This window comes from Pseudomonas sp. LS.1a (assembly GCF_022533585.1).
GTDB lineage: Bacteria > Pseudomonadota > Gammaproteobacteria > Pseudomonadales > Pseudomonadaceae > Aquipseudomonas.
The window spans coordinates 3,250,488-3,276,277 of sequence record NZ_CP092827.1; the positions used below are offsets into that span (position 1 = coordinate 3,250,488).

At 64.3% G+C, this 25,790-nt stretch carries 21 protein-coding genes; 11 read left to right on the forward strand and 10 right to left on the reverse strand.

Annotated features, from left to right (window positions below; all coding sequences use genetic code 11):
- Positions 1–28: 28 nt before the first annotated feature.
- The gene (gene ggt / locus MKK04_RS14950) at positions 29–1,819 is read right to left on the reverse strand and encodes a gamma-glutamyltransferase (protein WP_241105617.1); all 1,791 of its coding nucleotides are present in this window, start codon (positions 1,817–1,819) and stop codon (positions 29–31) included.
- A 236-nt stretch (positions 1,820–2,055) separates the two neighbouring features.
- On the reverse strand, positions 2,056–3,243 hold the full coding sequence (gene pobA / locus MKK04_RS14955; RefSeq protein WP_133972016.1) for a 4-hydroxybenzoate 3-monooxygenase: 1,188 nt from the start codon (positions 3,241–3,243) through the stop codon (positions 2,056–2,058).
- A gap of 172 nt (positions 3,244–3,415) precedes the next feature.
- Here pobA and MKK04_RS14960 point away from each other — a divergent pair, with 172 nt between their 5' ends.
- The 3 genes from MKK04_RS14960 (at position 3,416) to MKK04_RS14970 (ending at position 5,750) form a co-directional block, all read left to right on the forward strand.
- Positions 3,416–4,294 carry a helix-turn-helix domain-containing protein gene (locus MKK04_RS14960; RefSeq protein ID WP_233687636.1) on the forward strand — a complete coding sequence of 293 codons (879 nt, stop codon included), beginning with the start codon at positions 3,416–3,418 and terminating at the stop codon, positions 4,292–4,294.
- Positions 4,295–4,432: 138 nt separating this feature from the next.
- On the forward strand, positions 4,433–4,831 hold the full coding sequence (locus tag MKK04_RS14965) for a MerR family transcriptional regulator (RefSeq protein WP_013972930.1): 399 nt from the start codon (positions 4,433–4,435) through the stop codon (positions 4,829–4,831).
- A 19-nt stretch (positions 4,832–4,850) separates the two neighbouring features.
- Positions 4,851–5,750: a hydroxymethylglutaryl-CoA lyase gene (locus tag MKK04_RS14970; protein WP_207833229.1), complete on the forward strand. Its 900-nt coding sequence runs from the start codon at positions 4,851–4,853 to the stop codon at positions 5,748–5,750.
- A gap of 532 nt (positions 5,751–6,282) precedes the next feature.
- On the opposite strand, the gene MKK04_RS14975 is transcribed toward MKK04_RS14970, so the two are convergent.
- Complete coding sequence (locus MKK04_RS14975; protein WP_233687634.1) at positions 6,283–6,801, reverse strand: MgtC/SapB family protein; 519 nt, start codon at positions 6,799–6,801, stop codon at positions 6,283–6,285.
- 249 nt (positions 6,802–7,050) lie between these two features.
- On the opposite strand from MKK04_RS14975, the gene MKK04_RS14980 reads away from it, so the two are divergent.
- The 5 genes from MKK04_RS14980 to MKK04_RS15000 all read left to right on the forward strand — a co-directional run bounded on the left by MKK04_RS14980 (position 7,051) and on the right by MKK04_RS15000 (position 13,746).
- Complete coding sequence (locus MKK04_RS14980) at positions 7,051–7,290, forward strand: DUF3203 family protein (RefSeq protein ID WP_207833225.1); 240 nt, start codon at positions 7,051–7,053, stop codon at positions 7,288–7,290.
- 121 nt (positions 7,291–7,411) lie between these two features.
- On the forward strand, positions 7,412–8,815 hold the full coding sequence (gene ccoG, locus MKK04_RS14985) for a cytochrome c oxidase accessory protein CcoG (RefSeq protein WP_241105618.1): 1,404 nt from the start codon (positions 7,412–7,414) through the stop codon (positions 8,813–8,815).
- Positions 8,816–8,865: 50 nt separating this feature from the next.
- Positions 8,866–10,275, forward strand: coding sequence for a GntR family transcriptional regulator MpaR (mapR, locus tag MKK04_RS14990; RefSeq protein WP_025338884.1), 1,410 nt, complete (start codon positions 8,866–8,868; stop codon positions 10,273–10,275).
- 57 nt (positions 10,276–10,332) lie between these two features.
- Positions 10,333–11,988: a PAS domain-containing sensor histidine kinase gene (locus MKK04_RS14995; protein ID WP_241105619.1), complete on the forward strand. Its 1,656-nt coding sequence runs from the start codon at positions 10,333–10,335 to the stop codon at positions 11,986–11,988.
- 63 nt (positions 11,989–12,051) lie between these two features.
- On the forward strand, positions 12,052–13,746 hold the full coding sequence (locus tag MKK04_RS15000; RefSeq protein WP_207833218.1) for a response regulator: 1,695 nt from the start codon (positions 12,052–12,054) through the stop codon (positions 13,744–13,746).
- A gap of 9 nt (positions 13,747–13,755) precedes the next feature.
- Here MKK04_RS15000 and MKK04_RS15005 read toward each other — a convergent pair whose 3' ends face one another.
- Positions 13,756–14,502 carry an SDR family oxidoreductase gene (locus MKK04_RS15005; protein WP_207833216.1) on the reverse strand — a complete coding sequence of 249 codons (747 nt, stop codon included), beginning with the start codon at positions 14,500–14,502 and terminating at the stop codon, positions 13,756–13,758.
- Positions 14,503–14,625: 123 nt separating this feature from the next.
- Complete coding sequence (locus MKK04_RS15010) at positions 14,626–15,642, reverse strand: FAD:protein FMN transferase (protein ID WP_207833214.1); 1,017 nt, start codon at positions 15,640–15,642, stop codon at positions 14,626–14,628.
- Positions 15,643–15,894: 252 nt separating this feature from the next.
- On the opposite strand from MKK04_RS15010, the gene rsxC reads away from it, so the two are divergent.
- The gene (gene rsxC / locus MKK04_RS15015) at positions 15,895–17,295 is read left to right on the forward strand and encodes an electron transport complex subunit RsxC (protein WP_241105620.1); all 1,401 of its coding nucleotides are present in this window, start codon (positions 15,895–15,897) and stop codon (positions 17,293–17,295) included.
- Positions 17,292–18,239: an RnfABCDGE type electron transport complex subunit D gene (locus MKK04_RS15020; RefSeq protein WP_207833210.1), complete on the forward strand. Its 948-nt coding sequence runs from the start codon at positions 17,292–17,294 to the stop codon at positions 18,237–18,239. Before rsxC ends, MKK04_RS15020 begins: the two co-directional genes overlap by 4 nt.
- A gap of 33 nt (positions 18,240–18,272) precedes the next feature.
- Here the strand turns inward: MKK04_RS15020 and MKK04_RS15025 are convergent, their stop codons facing one another.
- The 5 genes from MKK04_RS15025 to MKK04_RS15045 form a co-directional block, all read right to left on the reverse strand.
- Complete coding sequence (locus MKK04_RS15025) at positions 18,273–19,808, reverse strand: DHA2 family efflux MFS transporter permease subunit (protein WP_241105621.1); 1,536 nt, start codon at positions 19,806–19,808, stop codon at positions 18,273–18,275.
- Entirely contained in the window at positions 19,805–20,998 is a 1,194-nt protein-coding gene (locus MKK04_RS15030) for an HlyD family secretion protein (RefSeq protein ID WP_207833206.1), read from the reverse strand. Before MKK04_RS15030 ends, MKK04_RS15025 begins: the two co-directional genes overlap by 4 nt.
- Positions 20,999–21,028: 30 nt before the next feature.
- Positions 21,029–21,502, reverse strand: coding sequence for a MarR family winged helix-turn-helix transcriptional regulator (locus tag MKK04_RS15035; RefSeq protein WP_207833204.1), 474 nt, complete (start codon positions 21,500–21,502; stop codon positions 21,029–21,031).
- A gap of 299 nt (positions 21,503–21,801) precedes the next feature.
- Positions 21,802–22,440 carry a response regulator transcription factor gene (locus MKK04_RS15040; RefSeq protein ID WP_207833202.1) on the reverse strand — a complete coding sequence of 213 codons (639 nt, stop codon included), beginning with the start codon at positions 22,438–22,440 and terminating at the stop codon, positions 21,802–21,804.
- Positions 22,441–22,446: 6 nt separating this feature from the next.
- Positions 22,447–23,853, reverse strand: coding sequence for a sensor histidine kinase (locus MKK04_RS15045; protein ID WP_207833201.1), 1,407 nt, complete (start codon positions 23,851–23,853; stop codon positions 22,447–22,449).
- A gap of 194 nt (positions 23,854–24,047) precedes the next feature.
- On the opposite strand from MKK04_RS15045, the gene MKK04_RS15050 reads away from it, so the two are divergent.
- Positions 24,048–25,670, forward strand: a complete 1,623-nt coding sequence (locus MKK04_RS15050; protein ID WP_207833199.1) for an acyl-CoA synthetase — start codon at positions 24,048–24,050, stop codon at positions 25,668–25,670.
- The last annotated feature ends 120 nt before the right edge of the window (positions 25,671–25,790 follow it).

A 25,790-nucleotide genomic window follows, 5' to 3' on the forward strand; every position in this document is an offset into this window, starting at 1 on the left:
CGCCACCTGCTGCACCGCAATGCGCCGGCTAGTCGCCGAGTGCCACGCCTTCGCGCCGGGGGTCGGCACCGCCCGACCAGCCCTCGCCACTGCGCTGGATGATCTGCATGCCACTGGTCATGGTCATCGGCGTCACCTCATGCCCCCAGGCCGCCAACTGCCGGATCAGCGCCGGGCTGGCCAACCCCGCCTCTACTTCGGTGCCGGCATTGCGGCTGCCGAAGTTGGGCAGGCCAGCGGCCTGCTGCGGATCAAGCTGCCAGTCCAGCAGGCCGATCAGTGCCTTGTTCACGTAGCCGATGATCTGCGAACCGCCGGGCGAGCCAAGGCTGGCCACCAGCTCGCCGGAAGCTCGCGAGAACACCAGGGTCGGTGCCATTGCCGACAGCGGCCGCTTGCCCGGTTGCACCCGGTTGGCCACGGGCTTGCCCTGCTCCTGGGGGATGAACGAGAAGTCGGTCAGGTGGTTGTTGAGCAAAAAGCCCTTGACCATCAGGTGCGAACCGAACGCTGCTTCCACCGAGGTGGTCATGGCCAGGGCCTGGCCACGGTCATCCACCGCGCTGAGGTGCGAGGTGGAAATACGCAGTGGCGAGCGGTCAGGCGCCAGGGCCAGGTCGGCGCCCTGCGGCTGGCCCGGGCGGGCGTGCTTCATGCTGTACTCGCCAATCTGCGCGGCACGGCTGGCCAGGTACGCAGAGTCGGTCAGGGCCTTGAGCGGAACCGGCACGTAATCGCTGTCGGCCAGGTACTGGGCGCGGTCGGCATAGGCCAGGCGCTCGGCCTCGGCAACCAGGTGCACGGCCAGCGGCGGGGCCTCCAGCCCGGCCACGGACGAAGTGCGCAGCGGTCGCATGACGGCAAGGTCGCGTTGTGGCGAAGCCTGCTGCAGTGCTTCCAGGATGCCCAGGGTCTGCAGCACCGCCACCCCGCCCGACGACGGCGGCGGCATGCCACATATACGCCAGGCCTTGTAAGGGCCGCACAGCGGCTCGCGCGCCTTGGCCTGGTACTGCTGCATATCCTGCAACGACAGATAGCCGGCATTGGCATGGCTGCGCACCTTGGCGACGATGGCTGCGGCGATCTCGCCGCTGTAGAACACCTCGGGACCCTGCGCGGCAATCTGCTCGAAGGTTTGCGCGAGTTCGGGGTTGCGCAAGGTAGCCCCCACCGCCAGCGGCTTGCCCTGTTCATCCAGAAAGTAGCGGGCCATGGCCGGTGAGCGGGCAATGAACGGGTCGCCCGCCACCAGGGTGTGAAGGCGTTCGGAAACAGGGAAACCGTCACGTGCCAGCGCAATGGCCGGGGCGAACAAGTCGCGCCAGGGCAGCTTGCCGTGCTGCTCATGGGCCAGCTTCAGGGCACGAAGAACCCCCGGTACGCCCACCGAACGCCCGCCAATCTGCGCCGCCCTGAACGGCATCGGTGAACCATCGGCTTGCAGGAACAGGTTTTCCGTCACCGCCGCCGGGGCTGCCTCGCGGCCGTCGAACGCCTGCACGCGCTGGCCATCCCAGTAGAGGATGAACGCCCCGCCGCCAATGCCGCTGGATTGCGGTTCGACCAGGGTCAGCACCATCTGCATGGCGATGGCCGCGTCGATGGCGCTGCCACCGGCACGCAGCATCGCTCGCCCCGCTTCGCTGGCCAGCGGGTTGGCGGCGGCGGCCATGTGCCGGCTGGCATGCACCGACTGCAGGCCACTGCGGTAGCCGGAGGCCAGTTCCGGTGGCGCGGGCAGCACCTGGTCGGCGCAGGCCCAGCCGCTGGCAGCTACCAGGCACAAGGCGCCGATCAGGGGTGTGGAGAATGTCATCGTTGTGCTTCCTGCCATTACCTATTCAGCCAGGCACTGTCGGTCATGCGCAAACTTGACTTCAAGCCCTGGCGTGTTTTTCCAGGATGCCTGCGCTGCACCGCGTCGCGAAAGGGCCGCAAAGCGGCCCCAGCAATATGGCAGGAATACGAAGACCCTGGGGCGCTTCGCACCCCTTTCGCGACACAAGGCCGCTCCTGCAGATATTGCGCGTTGGCCAGGCTTTCACGTGCGGGTCAGGCCACTTCTTCGAACGGCAGCCCTACATAGTTCTCGGCAATGTTCACCAGCCCCGCCGGCGAGGTCAGGAAGTACTCGCGGTCGGCCTCCTGCATCTTCTGGTCCCAGGCGTCCTTGTGGCTGCCGAAGTCATGCAGCAGTTGGGTCATGAACCAGCTGAAGCGCTCGCCTTTCCACACCCGACGCAGGGCCAGCGGCGAATACTGCTGCAGCAGGTCGGTGCGCCCTTCGCGGTACACCTTGACCAGGATACGGTACAGGTAATTGACGTCCGATGCCGCCAGGTTCAGGCCCTTGGCGCCGGTCGGTGGGACGATATGCGCGGCGTCACCGACCAGGAACAGGTGGCCATACTGCATCGGCTCGACCACCAGGCTGCGCAGCGGCGCGATGCTCTTTTCCAAAGCCGGGCCGGTGACCAGACGCGCAGCCACGTCTTCCGGCAAGCGTGCCTTCAGCTCCTGCCAGAAGCGCTCGTCGGACCACGCCTCCACCTGCTCTTCCAGCGGTACCTGCAAGTAGTAGCGGCTACGGGTGTGCGAACGCTGGCTGCACAGCACGAAGCCGCGCTCGTGGTGTGCGTAGATCAGTTCGTGGTTGACCGGTGGCGTATCTGACAGCATGCCCAGCCAGCCAAACGGGTAGACCCGCTCATACTGCTTGAGGATACCTTCCGGAATGCTCTGCCGCGAAACACCGTGGAAGCCGTCACAGCCGGCGATGTAGTCGCAGTCCACCCGATGCACCTGGCCGTCTTTTTCATAAGTCAGGTAAGGCCGTTCACCCTTGAGCTCGTGCGGCTGGACATTGCTGGCCGAATAGATGATCGGCGCGCCGCTGGCTTCACGTGCCTGCATCAGGTCACGGGTGACTTCGGTCTGGCCGTACACCATCACCGTCTTGCCGCCGGTCAGGGCCTTGAGGTCCAGGCGTTGGCGGCGCCCGCCGACCAGCAGCTCGACACCTTCGTGTACCAGGCCTTCACGGTCCATGCGCTCGGCCACACCGGCCTCACGCAGCAGGTCGACGGTGCCTTGCTCCAGCACCCCGGCACGGATGCGCCCGAGCACGTACTCGGGTGTCTGCCGCTCGACGATGACCGTATCGATACCGGCCTTGTGCAGCAGTTGGCCCAGCAGCAGGCCAGACGGACCTGCACCAATAATTGCGACCTGAGTTTTCATTGTTGTTGTCTCTGTGCGGACGATGCCGCCCCTGGACTGGCAGCGGGGCGACATCTGCTGTTAGGGTTTGCCTTTGCATTTTTACTGGCAAAAACAGCCATTGAAGTGTGCTATTCCATGCAAAACTTGCACTTTTACAAAAATCGTTCGATTACCGGACAGGTAAACCCGCATGAAATCCAACCTCCCCGGCGTCCCTTTGTTCAAGCTGTATGGCGAAAACCAGGCCTGGCCCGGCACCGACCTGCTGCACTGCGAGTCGATCCCGGCGCGTAGCCGCCTGCACCACTGGGAGATCAAGCCGCACCAGCATGCCGAACTGTTCCAGCTGCTGTACGTGCAGCGCGGCCGTGCCGAGGTGGAGATCGAGGGGGTGCGCAGCACCATCAGCGAAGCGGCGATCCAGGTAGTGCCACCGATGACCGTGCACGGCTTTCGCTTCAGCGCCGATATCCAGGGGCATGTGCTGACCTTTGGCACGGCCCTGGTGGCGAACCTGGAGCAGCGCCTGGGCGCACCGCTGGCGGTGCTGGCGAAAGCCGCGTGTTACCCGCTGGGCCAGGACCGGGTACGCCTGCGCAACCTGATCGATACTCTGCAGCAGGAGTACCAGGGTAACGCCCCGGCGCGTGCTGCCTTGCTCGAGGCACTGGTGACGGCGCTGATGGTTTGGATCAGCCGCCGCCAGCAGCTGGGGCAGGCGCCGCGCAACCGCGATGAGCGTGACCGCCAGTTGCTGGGGCAGTACCTGCGCCTGGTCGAGGCGCATTACCGTGAGCACCTGTCGGTGGAGGAGTTTGCCGCGCGGCTGAATATTCCGAGTTTGCAGCTGAACCAGCTGTGCCGGGCGCTGAGTGGGCAGACTGCGCTGCAGGTGGTGCACCAGCGGTTGCTGCTGGAGGCGCGGCGCAACCTGATCTATACGCGGATGAGTATCGGGCAGTTGTCGGATAGCCTGGGGTTTACCGACCCGACGTACTTTGCCCGGTGGTTCAAGCGGTTGAGCGGGCAGACGCCGAATGGGTATCGCAGGTCGGGGTTGTCTGAGTAATTTTTTCGCCTGTGCCGGCCTCTTCGCGGGTAAACCCGCTCCCACAGGTAGTGCACGCCGTCCCTGAACTGCACCCCTGCTTGACGTATACGTCAACCTGCCCTCAGGATACCCGCATACCCCACGCCGAGCCCCAGCATGAGCACCCAGACCTACAGCATCTCCGACCTGTCCCGCGAGCTGGACATCACCACCCGCGCCATCCGCTTCTATGAGGAACAGGGCCTGCTGAGCCCCGAGCGCCGAGGCCTGGAGCGCATCTATTCGGCGCGTGACAAGGTCAGCCTGAAGCTCATCCTGCGCGGCAAGCGCATCGGTTTTTCGCTGGCCGAATGCCGCGAGCTGATCGAGTTGTACGACCCCTCCAGCGGCAACCTCAAGCAGCTCAACAGCATGCTGGCGAAAATCGCCGAACGCCGCGCCCAGCTGGAACAGCAGATGCTCGACATCCACCAGATGCAGCTGGAGCTGGACACCGCCCAGGAGCGCTGCGAACAAGCCCTGGCCGCCACCCTGAACAACAAAGACAACCGCTGAACGCCACAGGAAACCCGCCATGTCCTTGCCCAAACACGTCCGCCTGGTCGAAGTAGGCCCCCGCGACGGCCTGCAGAACGAAGCCCAGCCCATCAGCGTCGCCGACAAGGTGCGCCTGGTGGACGACCTCACCGAGGCGGGCCTGGCCTATATCGAAGTGGGCAGTTTCGTCTCGCCCAAGTGGGTGCCACAGATGGCCGGCTCCGCCGAAGTGTTCGCCGGCATTCACCAGCGCCCGGGTGTTACCTATGCGGCGCTGGCGCCCAACCTGCGCGGTTTCGAGGACGCCCTGGCCGCTGGGGTGAAGGAAGTGGCGGTATTCGCCGCCGCCTCCGAAGCCTTCTCGCAACGCAACATCAACTGCTCGATCAGCGACAGTCTCAAACGCTTCGAGCCGATCATGGAGGCCGCGCGCAATCACGGTGTGCGTGTGCGCGGCTATGTGTCGTGCGTGCTCGGCTGCCCCTATGAAGGCAAGGTCAGTGCCGAGCAGGTCGCCCCGGTGGCCCGCGCCCTGCATGACATGGGCTGCTACGAGGTATCGCTGGGCGACACCATCGGCACCGGTACTGCCGGTGATACCCGGCGCCTGTTCGAGGTGGTGTCGGCACAGGTGCCACGCGAGCAACTGGCCGGGCACTTCCACGATACCTATGGCCAGGCCTTGACCAACGTGTATGCCAGCCTGCTCGAAGGTATCAGCGTATTCGACAGCTCGGTGGCCGGGCTGGGCGGCTGCCCATACGCCAAAGGGGCCACCGGCAATATCGCCAGTGAAGACGTGGTGTACCTGCTGCAGGGGCTGGGCATTGAAACCGGCATTGACCTGGACCGGCTGATCGCCGCCGGCCGCCGCATCAGCAGCGTGCTGGGCCGCGACAACGGGTCGCGGGTAGCACGGGCGCGCAGCGCGCATTAAGTCATACGGGTGTCACATACGTGTGGGTGGAGTGTTACCGCCCCCACGTTTCACAGCAAAAAATCGGGTAACAGGGAAACAAATCGGCAGAATTTCAGGCCAGGCGATTTTGATGAAAATCTCCAAGTTATTGTTTTTAAAGGATTTTCAAAAGTTGGCACGCACCCTGCTATATCTCTGGTACAACAACAAAAAAAATGTGACACCCAATAAAAACAACAGGTAACGGCTCTGACATAACAAGAACAACACGGCAGAGGCGTAGCAAGCAGATTTTTTTGGAGTCGACACGCTTTTCAGGGGTACGCCCCGCGGTCTGGCACAGAACAATAAAACTACCTCCAGGTAGCGGCAGCCAGGTTCGGATCAGCAATGATGAAGGCAGGTCAGCGCTCAAAAAAATACGTTTGCTCTTGACCCCGCATGGGGGTCGCCCGCAACACCAGGACAGGCTGACAAAAACAACAAAAGGCCGGTCCCAATAATAAAAAAAGAGCAGGCAACAACGCTTTGAGGGGAGCTTCGGCTCCCCTCAGTGCTTCCTGCCCTCTTCTTCCTTCTGCTTTCCCTCATCCTGCCCCTCAAGCTTGTCCACCAGCAACGGCATCGTGCCCAGCACCAGCAGGGCCAGTATCGTGCTGATCAACGCCGTGGCTTCGCGGCCCATGCCGGCTGCCGTACCAATGGCGGCGGTCATCCACAGCCCGGCGGCTGTGGTCAGGCCCTTCACATGGCTGGTGTCCTGGCCGTTGCCCTTGAGAATGGTGCCCGCACCCAGAAAACCGATGCCGGCGACAATGCCCTGGATCACCCGGCTCAGCGCCTGCTCATCGGCCCCGGCCATACTCGGCGCCAGCACGAACAGCGCAGCGCCCAGCGAAACCAGCATATGCGTGCGCACCCCGGCGGACTTGCCTTTGTGCTCGCGCTCGAAGCCCAGGACGGCGCCGAGCAGGGCTGCCATCAGCAGGCGTACGAGGATTTGCGTGACCTCGCGCTCATCAGTGATGTCGGCGAATTCGGCCTGGATGGCTTGCCAGATGAGGTCCATGGCGTTATTCCCATGCTGAGCATTGTGTTGGCTGGGCCGGCCTCTTCGCGGGTAAACCCGCTCCCACAGGGTTTGCACAAGTTTCAATGCAATGCAGTACCTGTGGGAGCGGGTTTACCCGCGAAAAGGCCGGGCCTGCCATCTGCAAGGGTTGACCTCCGAGCAAATGACAAAGTGCCGCTCAGCTTCCGGATGCAGCAACCCGCCCCTCCCTGTGGTCCACCCTGTAACCCCCAGGAGGACCACTCCATGCCCATTGAAATCGACGAAACCACCCGCCGCTGCACCCTGCTAGGCGAAGGCCTGCGCATCGAAGGTGATGGCCCGTCCATCGAAATCGTCACCGACGAACAGCTGCGCATGTCAGTGGCCCTGCTCGCGGGCCAGCGTGTGCCCATCACCGAAGCCGAGGCCGATGCACTGACCGTGGCGGGTGCGGTGGATAGCCGCAGGCATCTGAAGGCCAGCACGCCAGGCTCGGTAATCTGAGGCCTGGCGGGGCTTACCCGAAAATCTGATATGGTTTTTATCGCAAAATCTGAGCCTGTGCTGATAACAGCCTCAGGGCCATAGTGCTCATGCCTGATCGAGGCCTGATGAGCACCGAGCCATGAACGATAGAATCCCTTTCACAGAGATCGCCACCGCCCCAGCCAGCCCCCAGCCACGACGCGCCGACAATGGCATCCATACCCGTAGTTTCACCGGGCTGTACCGCAACCTGCGTATCGGCTTCGCCGGCGCCCTGTTCGTGCTGTTCTTCGGCACCGCCTGGCTGAACTGGAACGGCCGTCAGGCCGTGCTGTGGGACCTTGGCAACAGCAAGTTCCACATCTTCGGCGCCACCTTCTGGCCGCAGGACTTCATCCTGCTGTCGGCACTGCTGATCATCTGCGCCTTCGGCCTGTTCGCCATCACCGTGTATGCCGGTCGCGTGTGGTGCGGCTACAGCTGCCCGCAGAGCACCTGGACCTGGCTGTTCATGTGGTGCGAAAAGGTCACCGAGGGTGACCGCAACCAGCGCATCAAGCTGGCCGCCGCGCCCTGGAGCCTGAACAAACTGGCCCGTCGCACATTGAAGCACAGCCTGTGGCTGGCCATTGGCGTGCTCACCGGGCTGACCTTCGTCGGCTACTTCACCCCGATCCGCTCACTGGCCGCAGAACTGTTCACCTTGCAACTGGGCGGCGTGGCGCTGTTCTGGGTGCTGTTCTTCACCGCCGCCACCTACATCAATGCCGGCCTGCTGCGCGAAGCGGTGTGCCTGCACATGTGCCCCTATGCGCGCTTCCAGAGCGTGATGTTCGACAAGGACACCCTGGCGGTCGCCTATGACCCGCGTCGCGGCGAAGCCCGTGGCCCGCGCAAGAAAGGCAGCGACGCCCGCGCCCAGGGCCTGGGCGACTGCATCGACTGCACCTTGTGCGTGCAGGTGTGCCCCACCGGCATCGATATCCGCGATGGCCTGCAAATGGCCTGCATCGGTTGTGCGGCGTGCATCGATGCCTGTGACGGGGTAATGGACAAAATGGGCTACGCCCGTGGCCTGATCGGCTACAAATCCGAACACAGCCTGCAAGGTGGCACCACCCATTGGCTGCGCCCGCGCCTGCTGGGCTACGCCGCGGCGCTGGGGGTAATGATCGCGGCGCTGGTGATAGCCTTGCAACTGCGTCCGATGGTGTCGCTGGACGTGATCAAGGACCGCGGCCTGTTCCGCGAGAATGCCCAGGGCCAGATCGAAAACATCTACCTGCTCAAGGTCATCAACAAGACCGAACGCACTCGGCACTACGAACTGCGCCTGCTGGACGCCGACGGTTTCAGCTTGCAGGGCAAGACATCATTCATGATCCCGGCCGGTGAAATGAGTGAACTGCCGGTGTCGGTGGCGATGCTGGCCGAACGCCCGGCCAGCAGCTCGCAGACGCTGAGTTTCGAAGTCAGCGAACGCGACGACCCCGCCATCCGCAGCGTGGCCAACAGCCGCTTCGTCGCACCGATGAACCGTTGATCCCTTACACTGATCCCACCTTGCCTGCCAGGCTTCGACAGAAGGCCAGAATGAAACGCTACGAACGCTTTGCCGACGATATTGCCGAACTGATCCGCTCCGGGGTGCTGGGCCCCGGCCAGCGGGTGCCCTCGGTGCGTTATGCCAGCCAGACCCACGGGGTCAGCCCGTCCACCGTGTTCCAGGCCTACTACCTGCTGGAAAGGCGCGGGCTGATCCGCGCCCGGCCGCGCTCAGGCTACTTCGTCAACGCCCACGCCCCGCGCCAGTTCAGCGAACCGCAGGCATTGCAGCCGGTCAGCGAGTCCACCGACGTCGACGTCAGCGCGCTGGTGTTCTCGATCCTCGACTCGATCAAGGACCCCAACACCGTGCCGTTCGGCTCGGCCTTCCCCAGCCCCGAACTGTTCCCGCTGCAGCGCCTGTCGCGCTCGCTGGCCAGCGCCAGCCGCAGCATGGACCCGCGCATGGTGGTGACCGACCTGTCACCCGGCAACCCGCAGCTGCGCCGGCAGATTGCCCTGCGCTACATGGTCGGCGGGCTGATGCTGCCGATGGAGGAGCTGCTGATCACCAACGGCGCGCTGGAAGCCCTGAACCTGTGCCTGCAGGCCGTCACCCAGCCCGGCGACCTGGTGGCCATCGAAGCCCCCGCCTTCTATGCCTGCCTGCAGGTACTGGAGCGGCTCAAGCTCAAGGCGGTGGAAATCCCTGTGCACCCGCGCGAAGGCATGGACCTGGGCGTACTGGCGCAGACCCTGGAAAAGCACCCGGTCAAGGCCGTGTGGTGCATGACCAACTTCCAGAACCCGGTGGGCGCCAGCATGCCGGAGGCAAAAAAGCAGGCATTGGTGGAGCTGCTGGCGCGTCATCAGGTGCCATTGATCGAAGACGACGTGTACGCTGAACTGTACTATTCGCAGCAAGCCCCCAAGCCGGCCAAGGCCTTCGATACCCAGGGCCTGGTGATGCACTGCGGTTCGTTCGCCAAGAGCCTGGCACCAGGCTACCGCATCGGTTGGGTGGCGGCCGGGCGCTTTGCGCAGAAGATCGAGCGGCTCAAGCTGATGACCTCGCTGTGTGCCTCGATGCCGGCGCAGGCGGCGATCGCCGACTACCTGCAGCACGGCGGCTACGACCGCCACCTGCGCAAGCTGCGCTATGCCCTGGAAGGCCAGCAGGCCAACATGCTGGCGGCCATTGCCCGGCACTTTCCGGCGCAGACACGGGTCAGCCAACCGTCCGGCGGCTACTTCCTGTGGCTGGAACTGCCCGAACAGATGGACGCCCTCAAGTTGTTCCACATGGCCCTGGCCCAAGGCATCAGCATCGCTCCCGGGCCGATCTTCTCGCCCACCCGGCGCTTCGGCAACTGCATTCGCCTGAACTATGGCAGCCCCTGGCATGAGGATGCCGAACGGGCCATGGAAACCCTGGGGCGGATCATCCGCTCGTTCTGATGGCTGATGACCCGGTGGGCGACTATAGTTGCCCGATCCTCTCACCGGGCCCTCGCCATGCAAGCAGATTCGCTCCCGTCATTGGCACAGCTGCAAGCGCGTGTCGCAGAACTGGAAGCTCGCCTGGCCGAGCGCGAAGACACTGCACAGGCCCATAACCAGCTGCTGGGCGAACTGCTCGACAACAGCCTGGCCAACGTGTTCGCCGCAGACCGCAAGATGCGCCTGGTGGCGATCAACCGCATGGCCAGGGAAACCTTTGAGCGTTACCGTGGTTTCGTACCGAAGATCGGCGATTACGTGCCGCAGTTCCTGGTCAACCAGCCTGACATCATGGGCCGCCTGGCACCGGTGTGGCCACGCGTGCTGGCCGGCGAAGCTTTCATCGATACCATCACCTTCGGCCCGCCTGACGCCCCTCGCCATTACGAGATCCGCTACCACCCGCTGCGCGATGCGCAGCAGCGGATCCAGGGCGGGTACATGTTCGCCTATGACATCACCGAGCGCATGGCCGAACAGGAACGCCTGCGCCAGGCCGAAGAAGCCCTGCGCCAATCACAGAAAATGGAGGCGGTCGGCCAGCTGACCGGTGGCATCGCCCACGACTTCAACAACCTGCTGGGCAGCCTGCTTGGCGCGCTGGAGCTGGCAGAGCAACGCCTGGGTCAGCAACGCTTTGCCGAAACCGCCCGCATGCTCGAACTCAGCCGCAGCAACGCACTGCGGGCCGCTGCCCTGGTGCAGCGGTTGCTGGCCTTTTCACGCCAGCAGATGCTGGTGCCCCAAGCGGTCGATGTGCAGCGCCTGGTGGCCGACATGCATGACCTGATCCGCAGTTCGACCGGCCCGCACATTGACTTCCAGGACCAGACCCTGGCCGCGCAATGGTCGATCCTCATCGACCCGCAACAGCTGGAAAACGCCTTGCTCAACCTGTGCATCAATGCCCGTGACGCCATGCCGCTGGGCGGCTCCCTGCGCATCGGCTGTGAAAACGCCAATCTCTCAGCGGCCGAGGCCAAGCGCCTGGGCCTGCCGACGGGCCACTATCTGCACATTCGTGTCGAGGACACCGGCCTGGGCATGTCCAGTGCGGTGCGGGAGCGCGCCCTCGAACCCTTCTTTACCACCAAGCCGCTGGGCCAGGGCACCGGCCTGGGGTTGTCCATGGCCTATGGCTTTGTTCGCCAGTCCGGGGGGCAGTTGCTGATCGACAGCGTTGTCGGGCAAGGCACTTGCGTTCACCTGTACCTGCCCCAGCACAAGAGCGCTACCGCAACCTGCCACGACGAGCCAGCCGCATCCCCCACCGAGCCGGTGCAGCCGCGCGTGCGCCGGATCATGCTGGTGGAGGATCAACCGGCCCTGCGCCTGGTACTGGTTGAAGTGCTGACGGAACTGGGCCACCAGGTGCAGGCTTTCGAGGGTGGCGGCCCGGCGCTTGAAGCGCTGCAGGAAGGGCCGCCACCGGACCTGCTGATTACCGATGTCGGCTTGCCTGGGCGGGTCGACGGCTACCAGCTTGCAGGGGCCTACCAGGACCTCGTGGTGCATGCCCCGGTATTACTGATTACCGGCTATGACACCATCGATACGGTGCCCTGTGCCCGGCCCGACAGGCGCACGGAGCTGCTACACAAACCCTTCGACCTGAACACCCTCGGCGAACGGGTCGAGCGGCTGCTGGGCATTGCGCCGCACTCGCCTTGACTGGCTATTCGCCTGCTGGCGAACACGTTAAAGTCTGGGTCTCCTCTTTTGTCGGACCTCGGCATGCCTTCCCGTGACCTGCTTTCACTGCGCCAACAAGTCGAAGCCCTGCAGCGGCAGAACGCGCTGCTGGAGGCCCGCCTGGCAAGCCATCAGGAACACGACCAGGACTTTTACCGCTCGCTCTTCGACACCATGGATGAAGGCTTCTGCATCATCGAGTTCTTCGACGGCCCGCACGGCCCGCTGAGTGACTATGTGCATGTGCTGGCTAATGCGGCCTATGCCAAGCACGCCGGCATCCCCAATGTGGTCGGGCAGAAACTGCGTGAGATGGTGCCCGATGAGGCCGATGACTGGGTCGCCCGTTATGGCGCGGTTCTGCGCACGGGCGAGCCCCTGCATTTCGAGCAGGAGCTGGTCGCCACCGGCCATGTGTTGTCGGTGACCACCTTCCGGGTGGAGCCTGCCGAAAAGCGCCAGGTGGCGGTACTGTTCAAGGACGTTACCGAACGACGGCGGGCCGAGCTTGCCCTGCAACGCCTGAACGAGGAGTTGGAACAACGGGTGAATGCGGCATTGGCAGAACGGGCCAAGGCCGAGGAGGCCCTGCGCCAGGCACAGAAGATGGAAGCGGTCGGCCAGCTCAGTGGCGGCATCGCCCATGACTTCAACAACCTGCTGGGCGCCATCCTGAGTGCCCAGGAGCTGATGCGCCAACGCCTGGAGCAATCCCGTTTCGACAGCCTGGAACCCTTGCTGGAGCTGTCCAGCGGCTCGGCGCAGCGGGCCTCTTCGCTGGTACACCGGCTGCTGGCATTCTCCCGTCAGCAGACCCTGCAGCCCTGCTCCACGCAGGTGGCGACGCTGGTGGGCGGCATGGAAGAGCTGCTGCGCCGTACCATTGGTCCTTCCATCACCCTGACCAGCCAGTTCCCCTACCCGCTGTGGCCGACCTTCATCGACCCGCCGCAACTGGAAAGTGCCCTGCTCAACGTGTGCATCAATGCCCGCGATGCCATGCCTGCTGGCGGTGCGATCGATATCCTCGGTGACAACCTGCTACTCGACGACGAGCAAGCCCATGCACTGGGACTGCCAGCTGGTGAATACATAAGGCTGAGCATCATCGACAACGGCAATGGCATGTCGACGGAGGTGGCCGAGCGCGCAGTCGACCCGTTCTTCACCACCAAGCCGATGGGCCAGGGCACGGGCCTTGGCTTGTCGATGACCTACGGTTTCGTGCGCCAGTCGGGCGGGCAGCTACGGGTGTTGTCGACGCTTGGCGAAGGCACCCGCATCGAGCTACTGCTCCCCCGCCACCACGAGCTCCCCGAAGCCCCGGCACCCAGGCCGCGGCGCACACTGCTGGAAAGTGGCAGCACGGCCGCACAGCGTATCCTGCTGATCGAAGACCAGATTGCCTTGCGCGTGGTCGTCTGCGAGGTGCTGGAGGAACTGGGTTACCTGGTCGACGCGTTCGAGAATGGCCCGGCCGCCCTTGCCCACCTGCAAAATGGCGAGCGGCCAGACCTGCTGCTGAGCGATATCGGCCTGCCCGGCGGCCTGAATGGCCGCCAGTTGGCTGAACGTTGCCGCGAGCGCTACCCCGACCTCAAGGTGCTGTTCATTACTGGCTACGACGAAAGCGCGGCGCTCAGTGACGGCCAGTTGTTGCAAGGCACACAGGTGCTGACCAAGCCGTTCGAGCTGGAAGTGCTGGCCGAACGGGTACGCTCGCTGCTGGAAGATTGACGGGCGCGCTCAGCGCCCGCCGCCCAGGTCGATGAAGCTGCCGGTGGAGTACGAGGCTTTGTCCGAGAGCAGCCAGAGGATCGCCTCGGCCACTTCCTCGGGGCGCCCACCACGGCCCATGGGCAAGCCGGGCTCAAGCTTGCTGACCCGGTCGGGGTCGCCGGACAGCGCATGGAACCCGGTATGAATGTAGCCTGGCCGTACGCCATTGACCCGCACGCCCTCGCCTGCCACTTCCTTTGCCAGGCCAACGGTGAAGGTGTCGAGGGCGCCCTTGGAAGCGGCATAGTCCACGTATTCGTTGGGCGAGCCCAGGCGTGCGGCTACCGACGACACGTTGACGATGGCCCCGCCCTGCCCGCCGTGCCGGCGCGCCATGCGCAGCAGCGCGTGCTTGGCACAGAGCATGGGGCCGACGATGTTGGTCTTCATGACCTTGAGCAGGCGAAATTCGGACATGTCCTCGACCCGGCTTTGCTGGCCAATGGTGCCGGCGTTGTTGACCAGTGCGGTGACCGGGCCGAGCTCTTCGTCCACGCGCTGGAACAGCTGGATGATCTCATCTTCGACGCTGGTGTCGGCGCGTACGGTGATGGCCTCGGCACCCAGGGCACGAACCTGGTCGAGGATGTTCTCGGCGGCCTGGTCGTTGGTGTGGTAGTTGATGCAGATGCGGTAGCCCTGGCGGGCGGCCAGCAGTGCCGTGGCGGCGCCGATGCCACGGCTGGCACCGGTGATCACGATGACTTTCTCCATGGATATGCCAATCGTTTGGGAAGGGAGCATCGACAATAGGGGAAAAGGCTGCGCATGGGAATGACCAAGGTCAGCTCAGCCGCCCCATCGGCTTTTGCCCCTGGGCGATGTGTATTCCTTCAATTACTGCCTGGTCTGGCTCTGCCTCGGAAACAACGACTCGAATCGCGGCGTCGCCCGCGCAACGAAACCCAGGCCCTGGTGCATGATGAAATAGGCGGCGACGTCATGCCGCTCGGCGAAGGCATAGCCTTCCTCCGGGCCGAGCACCATCAACAATGTATCCAGGGCATCGGCACGCAGCACCGAAGGGTCGACCACCGACACTGCCGCCAGTGCGTGCCTGACCGGCCTGCCGACACGTGGATCGAAGGTGTGCGAATAGCGCTGGCCACCTTCCTCGAAGTAGTTGCGGTAGTCGCCGGCGGTGGCAACGCCGTAGCCATCCAGGGCAATGGCGCGCTCCACTTGCTGCTCGCCCTCGCCACTCGGTACCTCTAGGGCGATGCGCCAGAGCGAGCCATCCGGCTTGCGGCCGACCCCCTTGAGTTCGCCGGTGATCTCGACCAGATAGGCCTGGATACCCAGGGCCGAAAGCCTCTCGCCGACCCGATCCACGGCATAGCCGGCGAGCATGCTGTCGAAATCCAGCTGCGCCGCGACATCCTTGCACAGCTTTTCTCCCTCCAGGTGCAAGTGCTGGAGCCCTACCCGGGCCTGCTCCCGTGCCAGCGCCTCGGCGTCCGGCACCTGCCGCCCTCGTGACTGCGGGCCGAAGCCCCAGAGGTTCAACAATGGCAAAACCGTCAGGTCGAAAGCCCCGCCACTCTCGCGGAACAGCGACTCACCGTACACCAGCAAGTGCCGCATCTCTTCCGGCACCGCCTGACAGGCGCCGGCCGGCAGAGCGTTGAAGCGGGAAACCACAGAGTCGCCGCGCCAGTTGGAAAACTGCCTGTCGAGCGCCTCGAGCATCATCTCGACTTCGGCCTTTACCTGCTGCGCACCGGGCGTCTGCGCGGTGGGTACGTACTGGATCGAGTACGTGCTCCCCATGGTCGGCCCGGAAAAGCGCTCGATCCTTTCGCCGCAGCCATACAACAACATCAACAGCATCACCAGCAGGCTTGCGCGCATCATTCGACACCTCGCAGAGTCTGGCCGCCCTTTCGCGGCGCAGGCTATTTCACCAGAAATTGCAAGATGGCAATTGGCCTACCGTTCATCAGCAAGTCTGGTTAAAAACCGAACAAATTCCTCGTTTTACACTCAGAAGTGCGCGGGTGATCAACCATCCCCCTCCCTTTCCGCTAAACGTCCCGGAAGCAATAAAAACCATTGTGCGCATAAGCGCACACGGGCGTTCTTTGCCCCAAAATTGGAGGACAGAATATGTCTAGCCATTCGTTGCAGAGCGTCGAACGCCTGCAGAGCCGCATCCGCGCCCAGCGTCAGCCACAACAGAAACCTCTCTGGCGGCGCCTGCTGGCCATCGCCTCATCGTCTCAGCGTAGTTGGCACGGAGGCATTGAGCTCAAGGGATACAAGGAACTGTCCAACGCCACGCCGGTTGCCCCGGTCGCGGTCGGAAAAATCCAGCTGGCGATTCCGCTCGGGCGGGGTCGCCGGTTTGTCCAGCCTTGCGTGCAGCCGGGACAGCATGTGCGCAAGGGCGAAGTGATCGGTATTGGTGACGACACCACCGCTTGGGTGCATGCCAGCACTTCCGGCATCGTGGAACGGATTGATCTCGCCTTCGCGGCCGACTCGGCCGAGCCAGTCATGGCTGTCATTCTGAACGCAGATGGCCTGGATGAGTGGGTCGAACGCCCGGTGCAGGGGCTGCCGCAAACGCCAGAGGCACTGGTCGAACGCGCATTGCAGATGGGCATCGTCGGCCTTGGTGGGGCGGGTTTCCCGACGGCCCTCAAGCTGGCCGACGCCCGGCAGCCCGACCTGCTGCTGATCAACGGTGCCGAATGCGAGCCCTTCCTTACCTGCGATGATCGTCTCATGCGCGAAAATGCCGAAGCGTTGATCGAGGCCGCCGACTATGTCGCCACGCTGCTGGGAATAACCACGACCCGCTTCGGTATCGAAACCAACAAACCGGAGGCGATGGCCACGTTACGTGCCGCCGCTCGCCAGGCGCACACCCAGGTCGAGATATGTCCGCTTCCGGAGCGTTACCCGGCAGGTGGGCAGCCGTTGATGATCAAGAGCCTCAGTGGCCGCAACCTGGCGCCAGGGAGCCGACCTGCCGATATCGGCGTCCTCGCACTCAATGTCGCAACGCTCTATGCACTGGGCCAGGCCGTCTTCCAGGGTGAACCACTGATAAGCCGCGTGCTCACGCTGACCGGGGATTGCGAGCACCCCGGCAATGTCCGGGTGCCGGTGGGTTACCCGGTCAGCGAACTGCGCGCGATTGCTGGCGCGGCCCCCACAGGACAGTTGACCCAGGTCGGCGGCCCGATGATGGGGCAGCCGCTACCGGACGCCACCGCCGCCGTCAGCAAGACCAGCAGTTGCCTGATATTCGGCGCTGAACGCTACCTGCCGGCAACCCGCCCCGCAGGCAGTTGCATTCGCTGTACGCGCTGCGTGGATGTCTGCCCGATGTCGCTCAGGCCGCTGGATCTCTATGCTGCTGCCGAACGCCTGGACAAGGCCAGCCTGCAGGAACTGCGCCTGGATGCCTGTATCGAATGCGGCAGCTGCAGCAGCATCTGCCCGAGCAATATCCCGCTGCGCGAACGCTTCCGCCAGAGCAAGACGGAGATGCGCGCATGAGCCTGATACGCCATCCCATTCCGCAGCGGCTGCGCACGGTGATGCTGCTGGTCATTTTGTGCCTCCTGCCGGGCACCGTCCTGTATGCCTGGCAATTTGGCGTTGTGGTCTGGTTGCAGACCTTCTGGTGCGTGCTGTTCGCCCTGGGCTTCGAAGCTGCCCTGCTGCGCCTGCGCGGGCGTAATGTCCGCGAGGGTTTGAGCGACCTCAGCTGGCTGGTGCTAGGCCTGATCCTGGCTCGGGCATTACCGCTGCTGGTGCCACTGTGGATGATCGCCCTGGCCAGCTTTGCCGCTCTTGCGCTATGCAAGCATGCCAGTGGAGGCCTTGGCCGCAACCGCCTCAACCCTGCCATGGTTGGTCTGGGGATCGTTGCCATCTGCTTCTACCAGCAGTTGTACCCTGCACCCTCGAACCATACCCCCTGGACCGCAACCCTGGGCGCCAAGACGGTTCTTCTACAACAGCTACAGTTGGTGCCACGCCTTGATCTCGATGCGTTCGCCGGCGCCACCCAGTTGGCGCAGAACGAATTCACCCATATCACCCACAACCTGTCGGGGTACGGCTACATCGCCGGCGGCCTGATACTGGCTTCGCTACGGGTGATCCGAATCGAGATTCCGCTGGCGATGCTCGCGAGCACCGTATTGCTGTGTATGGCCGCCGGCCATAGCCTGCAGGAAGCCGTGTACAACCTCAGTCTCGGTGGCTACCTCTTCACCGCCTTTTTCATCGCCACCGATCCGGTCACCAGCCCCAATACGCGTGCCGGTCGCATGCTCTTCGGCGTGACCGTTGGCACGCTCACCGAACTGATTCGCGAATTCGGGCTTTATGCCGACGGCCTCTGCTTCGCCGTGCTGGCCGCCAACCTGCTGGTGCCGCAAATCGACCGGTTGGTGCTGCGCATACAGCGTCCCTGGTACGCAGCGAGTACCTGACGCGGGATTTGCCGGGCCTGCTTCTGGCCCGGCTCAGTGCCCTGCCGACGCGGGCCCCGCCTTGGCGGTAAAGGGCGGTTTGGCGAACCACACCAGCAGGATCAACCCGGCAAACACCCAGGTCATCAGGGTGAAGTAATCCACCGTCGACATCATGTACGCCTGCCCGTTGAGTATCTGCTCCAGCTGCGCATAGCCCTGCGGGTTGGCCCCGCCCAGTTGCTCCAGGGCATGCCGCGTGGCCGGGTCGAACTGGCTGATGTGCTCGCTCAGGTAGGCATGGTGCTGGTCCGCCCGGCGAATCCAGATCCAGGTCGTCAGCGACGCCGCAAAACTGCCGCCCAAGGTACGCAGGAAGGTCGCCAGCCCGGAGCCATCGGCAATCTGGTGTGGAGGCAGGTCGGACAGCAGGATGCTCAGGGTCGGCATGAAGAACAGCGCCACACCAATACCCATGAACAGCTGCACCAACGCCACATGCTGGAAGTCCACCTCGCTGGTGAACCCGGCACGCATGTAGCAACTGCTGCCGATCGCCAGGAACGCCAGCCCGGCCAGCACACGCAAGTCAAAGCGGTGCGCGTACCTGCCCACGAACGGCGACATGAGCACCGGCAACAGGCCGATTGGTGCCACCGCCAGGCCTGCCCACGTCGCGGTATAGCCCATCTGTGTCTGCAACCACTGCGGCAGGATCAGGTTGATGCCGAAAAACCCCGCATAGCCCCCGACCAGCACAATGGTGCCGACGCGGAAGTTACGGTGCGCGAACAGGCGCAGGTTGACTACCGGGTGACGGTCAGTCAGTTCCCAGATCACGAACACCGCCAGGAACACCACCGAGATCAGGCTACCGACGATGATGAACGACGACTCGAACCAGTCCAGATCATTGCCCTTGTCCAGCACCACCTGCAAGGCGCCGACACCGATGACCAGCGTCAGCAGGCCGATGTAGTCCATCGGCTGGCGGCTGGTGACCACCGGCCGGGTGCGCATCTGCTGGCGCACCACGGCAGCGGCGAACAGACCGATGGGCACGTTGATGAAGAAAATCCACGGCCAGCTGTAGCTGTCGGTGATCCAGCCCCCGAGGATCGGCCCGGCAATCGGCGCCACCACCGTGACCATTGCCAGCAACGCCAGGGCCATGCCGCGCTTGGCCGGCGGGTAGACAGCGATCAGCAAAGTCTGGGTCATCGGGTACAACGGCCCGGCTACCACGCCCTGCAACACGCGAAAACCGACCAGCTCCGGCATTGACTGGGCAATACCGCACAGGAACGAGGCCAGTACGAACAGCAGCGTGGCCCAGATGAACAGTTTCACCTCGCCAAACCGCCGGCTGAGCCAGCCGGTCAGCGGCAAGGCGATGGCGTTGCTCACCGCGAACGAGGTGATGACCCAGGTGCCCTGCTCGTAGCTCACCCCCAGGTTGCCGGAAATAGTCGGCAAGGCCACGTTGGCGATGGTGGTGTCGAGCACCTGCATGAACGTCGCCAGCGACAGGCCGATGGTGGTCAGCAGCAGGCTCGGCGGCGTGAACTGGGCAGCAGCACTGTTGCTCATCGCTGGACCGTCTTGCCGGGTGCGCTGTTTTCGTGGATCAGCCGGGCGATCAGGTTGTCGGCTTCGACCAGCTGGCGGTCATACACCTGGGTGGTGTAGCTGGCCTGCTGCGGTGGTTGCTGGGCCAAGGCCGGCCCGCTCTGGTCGTGCAGGTCGACCTCGACCACGGTGGACAGGCCGATACGCAGCGGGTGGTCCTTGAGCTGTTCGGGGCTGAGGTGGATGCGCACCGGCACACGCTGGACGATCTTGATCCAGTTACCGGTGGCATTCTGCGCCGGCAACAGGGCGAAAGCGCTGCCGGTGCCAGCGCCGAGGCTGTCGACCGTACCGCTGTACCTGACCTCGCTACCGTACAGGTCGGCGCTGATTTGCACCGGCTGGCCGATACGCATGTCGCGCAGCTGGGTTTCCTTGAAGTTGGCGTCGATCCACACCTGGTCCAGCGGGATCACTGCCATGGTCGCGGTGCCCGGCTGCAGGCGTTGGCCCAGTTGCACGGTACGCTTGGCGACGTAGCCGGTGACCGGCGCCACCAGGGTGGTGCGAGCGTGGTCGAGGTAGGCCTGGCGCAGGTCGGCGGCGGCAGCCATCACCTCAGGGTGCGAGGACACCACGGTGTCGTCGACCAGCGCGCTGCTGGTGCTGAGTTGCTGGCGAGCACTGTTGACGGCAGCCTCGGCCACGCTCAGGTCATCGCGGGCATGGGACAATTCTTCCGCAGCAATCGCACCGCTGTCGGCCAGCACCTTGCGTCGGTTGAAGTCTTGCCGGGCCTTGCGCAGTTCGGCCTGGCGGGTTTCCAGCTGGGCCTTGAGCGAGTCGACGTTGCTGTACAACCCGCGCACCTGACGCACGCTACGCGCCAGCCTGGCTTCGGCGGACTGCAAGGCCACCTCGCTGTCGGCCGGGTCGAATTGCAGCAATACCTGGCCGGCATGGACCAGGTCGCCGTCATCGGCGCCGATGCTGGTGACGGTGCCGGTAACCAGCGGGGTGATCTCTACCACGTTGCCGTTGACGTAGGCATCGTCGGTGCTTTCGTGCCAGCGCCCGACCAGGCTGTACCAGGCCCAGGCTCCGACACCGGCAAGAATCAGCAGCAACAGCAGGCCAAGCAGCCAGGCCTTGCGCTTGCGCGACGGCTCGGGCGCGGCGGAGGAAGTCGGGGTGTCTGCGGGAGTGGCCATGACAATACCTTGGATAATTCGTGACAGGGATCAACGATCGCCGAAGCGGCGGATCGTCAACGGGTCGCCGGCAGCAAGCAGGACCTTGGCCAGCAGGCCTTCCAGGGTCTTGAGCTCTTCGGGTGCCAGCGCACCGCACAACTCGTTCATGGCCGCCGCGCCGATTTCCGGCAGGCGGTCAGCCAGGCGCTGGCCATCGGCGGTAAGGGCCAGGCGCACCAGGCGGCGGTCGTCGGCGCAGCGGTTGCGCACGATCAGCTCCTTCTGCTCGAGGCGGTCGAGCATGCGGGTCATCGACCCACTGTCCAGGCCCAGGTAGCGACACAGCTCGGCCGGGGTATCCACCTGGTACTGGGTGACGATGATCAGCACCTTGAACTGCGCGGCGGTGACACCTTCGGATTCGAGGTGCCAGTCGAGAATGCGGTCCTTGAGGATCGCCGCGCGGCCGAGCAGCATGCCGATGGCGCAGGTCTGGAAGTTTTCGGGGGAGAAATGGGCCATGGGAGACTGCTCGAGTATTTGTGTAAAAATATTACTGCTTAGGCAGTGAATGTCAAAGCCTTGATTAGGCTGCTATGTAAAATTTCATGATTCTCTCCTTTTCTCGCTTGCCGAGGGAGGCTTTTGTGGGAGCGGCTTTAGCCGCGAACACCGGCGCAGCCGGTGCCATGCACCGCGTTGGATTCTTCGCGGCTAAAGCCGCTCCCGCAGGGAACGCAGACTGCTTGCGATTTCAGTCATCTACGCGCCAGCGCAAACCAGAGGGCTGGGTCATCTCCCACAGGGAACTGCGACTGCTGTCACTGCCGCGCTTGCAGGCCCAATGCTTCCACCGCCCCGCAGGCAATGGCCATGCCTACCAGCTCGGCCAGGCTATCCGCCTGCAGCCGCTTCATCACCCGCCCCCGGTACAGGTCCACCGTCTTCACGCTGACGCCCAGCCGTTCGGCAATCTCGCGGTTGCTCAAGCCCTGGACCAAAGGCACGAACACGTCACGCTCGCGCGGTGTCAGGCCATCGATGCGCAACTGCACCTCGGCCAGTGCCTGGTCGCCCTGGCGTGCCCGCCCGGCACGCTCCAGCGCGGCCTGTACGCTGTCGAGCAGCAACTGGTCGTTGTAGGGTTTTTCAATGAAGTCGCAGGCGCCAGCCTTGAACGCCCGCACCACGATCGGTACATCGGCATGGCCGCTGACGAAGATCACCGGCAACCCCAGGCCACGCTCGCGCATCGCCTGCTGCACCGCCAGCCCGCCCAGCCCCGGCATGCGCACATCCAGCAGCACACAGGCCGGCCCATCGTCGACGCAGGCGTCGAGAAACGCCTGCCCGCTGGCGAACGGCAGTGCCTGCAAGCCGACCGACTGCAGCAGCCACACCGTCGAATCCCGCATACCCTGGTCGTCATCGACCACATACACTTTCGCTTGCACCGCCATCTCCCCTTATCCCCTGCTGACCGCCAGGCGGCAACACAGTACCAGACCGCCGTTGTCACCGGCTCGCGCCCACAGGCTGCCGCCAAAGCCTTCAATCAGGCTGCGGCTCATGCTCAGGCCCAGGCCCAGGCCGTCGGCCTTGCTGGTGGTGAACGGCGTGAAGATTTCATCCAGGCACTCGGGCGCCACGCCCGGGCCCTGGTCGGCCACCTCGACCAGCACGCCGTCGCCATCGCGTGCGGCGCCGAGCAGGATACGTGACGGCCGCTCGCCATGCTGCTCACGGTTGGCATCGATGGCGTTGCGCAGCAGGTTCAACAGCACCTGCTCCAGCAGTACCCGGTCGGCATACACCGAGGGCAGTTGCGCGCTCATGCGCAGCTCGACCACCACCTGGTCACGCGCGGCCTCCCAGGCGCACAAGCGCATGGCTTCGCCCGCCACTTCGGCCACGTCCAGCGCCTGCAGGCGGCGCGGCCCTTTGCGCAGAAAGGCGCGCAGGCGGCGGATCACTTCGGCGGCATGGGTGGCCTGTTCGCTGATGCGCTGCAGGCCCTGCCCTACCCGCTCTCGGGCCTGCGGGTCGCGCTCCAGGCCCTGCAGGTAGCGCTGGCTGGCGTTGGCGTAGTTGACCACTGCGGCCAACGGCTGGTTGATCTCGTGGGCGATGCCCGAAGCCAGCTCGCCCAGGGTGGCCAACCGGGCACTGTGTGCCAGGCTTTCCTGGGCTTCGATGCGCAAGGTGATGTCGCGGGACACGCTGACCACCTCCACCACTGCGCCGGTGTAGGTTTCGCGGATGGCCCGGCTGGCGATTTCGAACCAACGGTAACCGCCTGTGGCCTGGCGCACCCGACAGGTCATGGTGTGGTAGCCGTCCTGATCCAGGGCGGCGGCGGCCTGGCGCAATACCTGGCGGCGTTCGCGCGGATGCAGCAGGGTATGCACGGCCATGCCACGCAACTGCTCGGGCCACAGGCCAAGCAGGCGAAATGCCGCCGGCGAGGCATCGAGGAAACGGCCATCGGGGCTGTGTCGGGAGATCAGGTCCGTGGTGTTCTCGATGATCAGCCGGTACAGGCGCCGGGCGCGGCTGGCCTCACGTGCGTCGCGGCGCTCGTCACTGGCTTCGCGGCAACGCGCCAGTACCTGCTGGCGCTGGTCGTCAGGGATGAAGCTCCACAGCACGATGCGTTCGCCGACCTGCACTTCGACATCGGCAATCGCCCGGTGCTGGCGCAGGCAGGCGCGCACCAGGGCGGCACAGTTGCCCGGCAGCCAACTGGCCAGTGCCGGGCCTTCATCGACCCAGGCCTGCAACGCCGGGTTGAGTGCCAGCGGCCTGGCATCGCCGGCCAGCATCAGGCTGGGTTGTGGGTCCTTGGCGAGCAAGGGATAGGCAGTGTTGTCCACAATAGGCGGCTCGTTGTTATAGTAGTTTTACTATATTGCTATAGTCGATATTCCTAATACCATAGCGACTCGCGTAAAACTGCGACAAGGGGAGCGGCCCACCGTCCGCCTCCCTGCACCCTGAACAGAGCTAACAATCAGCCACCGGGGGCCAAGCGCACAGGTCGTGCCTGCCTCCCTTACAGGATTACCGCATGTCGATCTATGCCCAGGGCCTGATGCCCGCTGCCGTCAACCATGTCGCCCTCACCCCGCTGAGTTTCATCGAACGCACCGCTGCCGTGTATGGTAACTATCCGGCGGTGATCCACGGTGCCATCCGCCGCAACTGGCAGCAAACCTACCAACGCTGCCGGCGCCTGGCCAGCGCCCTGGTGGGCCGGGGAATCGGCCGTGGCGACACCGTGGCGGTGATGTTGCCCAACATTCCGGCCATGCTCGAAGCCCACTTTGGCGTGCCCATGACCGGCGCCGTGCTCAATACCCTGAACGTACGCCTGGATGCCGAGGCCATCGCCTTCATGCTGCAGCATGGCGAAGCCAAGGTGCTGATAACCGACCGCGAGTTCCACACTGTCATCGAGGCGGCCCTGGCCTTGCTCGAACACCCGCCGCTGGTGGTGGATGTGGATGACCCGGAGTACGGCGAAGGCCGTGCGGTCAGCGAACTGGACTATGAAGCGTTCCTCGCCGAGGGTGACCCGGACTTTGCCTGGGAATGGCCCGATGACGAGTGGCAGGCGATCTCGCTCAACTACACCTCTGGCACCACCGGCAACCCCAAGGGCGTGGTCTACCACCACCGTGGTGCTTACCTGAATGCCCTGGGCAACCAGATGGTCTGGGCCGTGGGCCATCGCCCGGTGTACCTGTGGACCCTGCCGATGTTCCACTGCAACGGCTGGTGCTACCCGTGGACCATCACCGCGTTGGCGGGCACCCATGTGTTCCTGCGCCGGGTCGACCCGCAGAAGATTCTGAACCTGATCCGCGAACACCGGGTCAGCCACCTGTGCGGGGCGCCGATCGTGCTCAACGCCCTGGTCAACATGCCCGAGGCGGCCAAGGCGGCCATCGAGCACCCGGTGCAGGCCATGGTCGCCGGTGCCGCGCCACCTGCCAAGGTCATCGGCGCCGTGGAAGAAATGGGTATCCAGGTCACCCACACCTACGGCCTGACCGAAGTCTACGGCCCGGTGACCGTGTGTGCCTGGCATGACGAATGGGATGAACTGTCGCTGGAGGATCGCGCACGGATCAAGTCCCGCCAGGGCGTGCGCTACCCGACTCTCGACGGCCTGATGGTCGCCGACCCGCAAACCCTCGAGCCGGTGCCGCGTGACGGCAATACCCTGGGCGAGATCTTCATGCGCGGCAACACGGTGATGAAGGGCTACCTGAAGAACCCCGAGGCCACTGCCGAAGCCTTCCGTGGCGGCTGGTTCCACACCGGCGACCTGGCCGTGTGGCACGCCGACGGCTATGTCGAGATCAAGGACCGGCTCAAGGACATCATCATTTCCGGTGGCGAGAACATCTCCACCATCGAGGTCGAGGACGCCCTCTACAAGCACCCGGCGGTGCTGGAAGCCGCAGTGGTAGCACGCCCGGATGAAAAATGGGGAGAAACCCCGTGCGCCTTCGTTGCCCTCAAGCCGGGCCGCGAAGACACCCGCGAAGCCGACATCACCAGTTGGTGCCGCGAGCACCTGGCCGGGTTCAAGGTGCCGAAGACCGTGGTCTTCGGCGAACTACCCAAGACCTCCACCGGCAAGATCCAGAAGTACGTGCTGCGCGACCGGGCCAAAGCCCTTTGATTCCGTAGTGGCCTCTTCGCGGGCACGCCCGCTCCCACAGTTACAGCAACAGGCTCAGGTTTGGTGCGATCCCTGTGGGAGCGGGTTCACCCGCGAAGAGGCCAGCCCGGATTTCCCACT

Bases quoted from the DNA above. Each gene is read 5' to 3' on its own strand.
- MKK04_RS15030 (WP_207833206.1), bottom strand. From the start codon at position 20,998: ATGGCCACTCCCGCAGACACCCCGACTTCCTCCGCCGCGCCCGAGCCG.
- MKK04_RS14980 (WP_207833225.1), top strand. From the start codon at position 7,051: ATGCCCATTGAAATCGACGAAACCACCCGCCGCTGCACCCTGCTAGGC.
- MKK04_RS15025 (WP_241105621.1), bottom strand. From the start codon at position 19,808: ATGAGCAACAGTGCTGCTGCCCAGTTCACGCCGCCGAGCCTGCTGCTG.
- mapR (WP_025338884.1), top strand. From the start codon at position 8,866: ATGAAACGCTACGAACGCTTTGCCGACGATATTGCCGAACTGATCCGC.
- MKK04_RS15035 (WP_207833204.1), bottom strand. From the start codon at position 21,502: ATGGCCCATTTCTCCCCCGAAAACTTCCAGACCTGCGCCATCGGCATG.
- ccoG (WP_241105618.1), top strand. From the start codon at position 7,412: ATGAACGATAGAATCCCTTTCACAGAGATCGCCACCGCCCCAGCCAGC.
- MKK04_RS14995 (WP_241105619.1), top strand. From the start codon at position 10,333: ATGCAAGCAGATTCGCTCCCGTCATTGGCACAGCTGCAAGCGCGTGTC.
- MKK04_RS14975 (WP_233687634.1), bottom strand. From the start codon at position 6,801: ATGGACCTCATCTGGCAAGCCATCCAGGCCGAATTCGCCGACATCACT.
- MKK04_RS15040 (WP_207833202.1), bottom strand. From the start codon at position 22,440: ATGGCGGTGCAAGCGAAAGTGTATGTGGTCGATGACGACCAGGGTATG.
- MKK04_RS15020 (WP_207833210.1), top strand. From the start codon at position 17,292: ATGAGCCTGATACGCCATCCCATTCCGCAGCGGCTGCGCACGGTGATG.
- MKK04_RS15005 (WP_207833216.1), bottom strand. From the start codon at position 14,502: ATGGAGAAAGTCATCGTGATCACCGGTGCCAGCCGTGGCATCGGCGCC.
- MKK04_RS14960 (WP_233687636.1), top strand. From the start codon at position 3,416: ATGAAATCCAACCTCCCCGGCGTCCCTTTGTTCAAGCTGTATGGCGAA.
- pobA (WP_133972016.1), bottom strand. From the start codon at position 3,243: ATGAAAACTCAGGTCGCAATTATTGGTGCAGGTCCGTCTGGCCTGCTG.
- rsxC (WP_241105620.1), top strand. From the start codon at position 15,895: ATGTCTAGCCATTCGTTGCAGAGCGTCGAACGCCTGCAGAGCCGCATC.
- MKK04_RS15010 (WP_207833214.1), bottom strand. From the start codon at position 15,642: ATGATGCGCGCAAGCCTGCTGGTGATGCTGTTGATGTTGTTGTATGGC.
- MKK04_RS15000 (WP_207833218.1), top strand. From the start codon at position 12,052: ATGCCTTCCCGTGACCTGCTTTCACTGCGCCAACAAGTCGAAGCCCTG.
- MKK04_RS15050 (WP_207833199.1), top strand. From the start codon at position 24,048: ATGTCGATCTATGCCCAGGGCCTGATGCCCGCTGCCGTCAACCATGTC.
- ggt (WP_241105617.1), bottom strand. From the start codon at position 1,819: ATGACATTCTCCACACCCCTGATCGGCGCCTTGTGCCTGGTAGCTGCC.
- MKK04_RS14965 (WP_013972930.1), top strand. From the start codon at position 4,433: ATGAGCACCCAGACCTACAGCATCTCCGACCTGTCCCGCGAGCTGGAC.
- MKK04_RS14970 (WP_207833229.1), top strand. From the start codon at position 4,851: ATGTCCTTGCCCAAACACGTCCGCCTGGTCGAAGTAGGCCCCCGCGAC.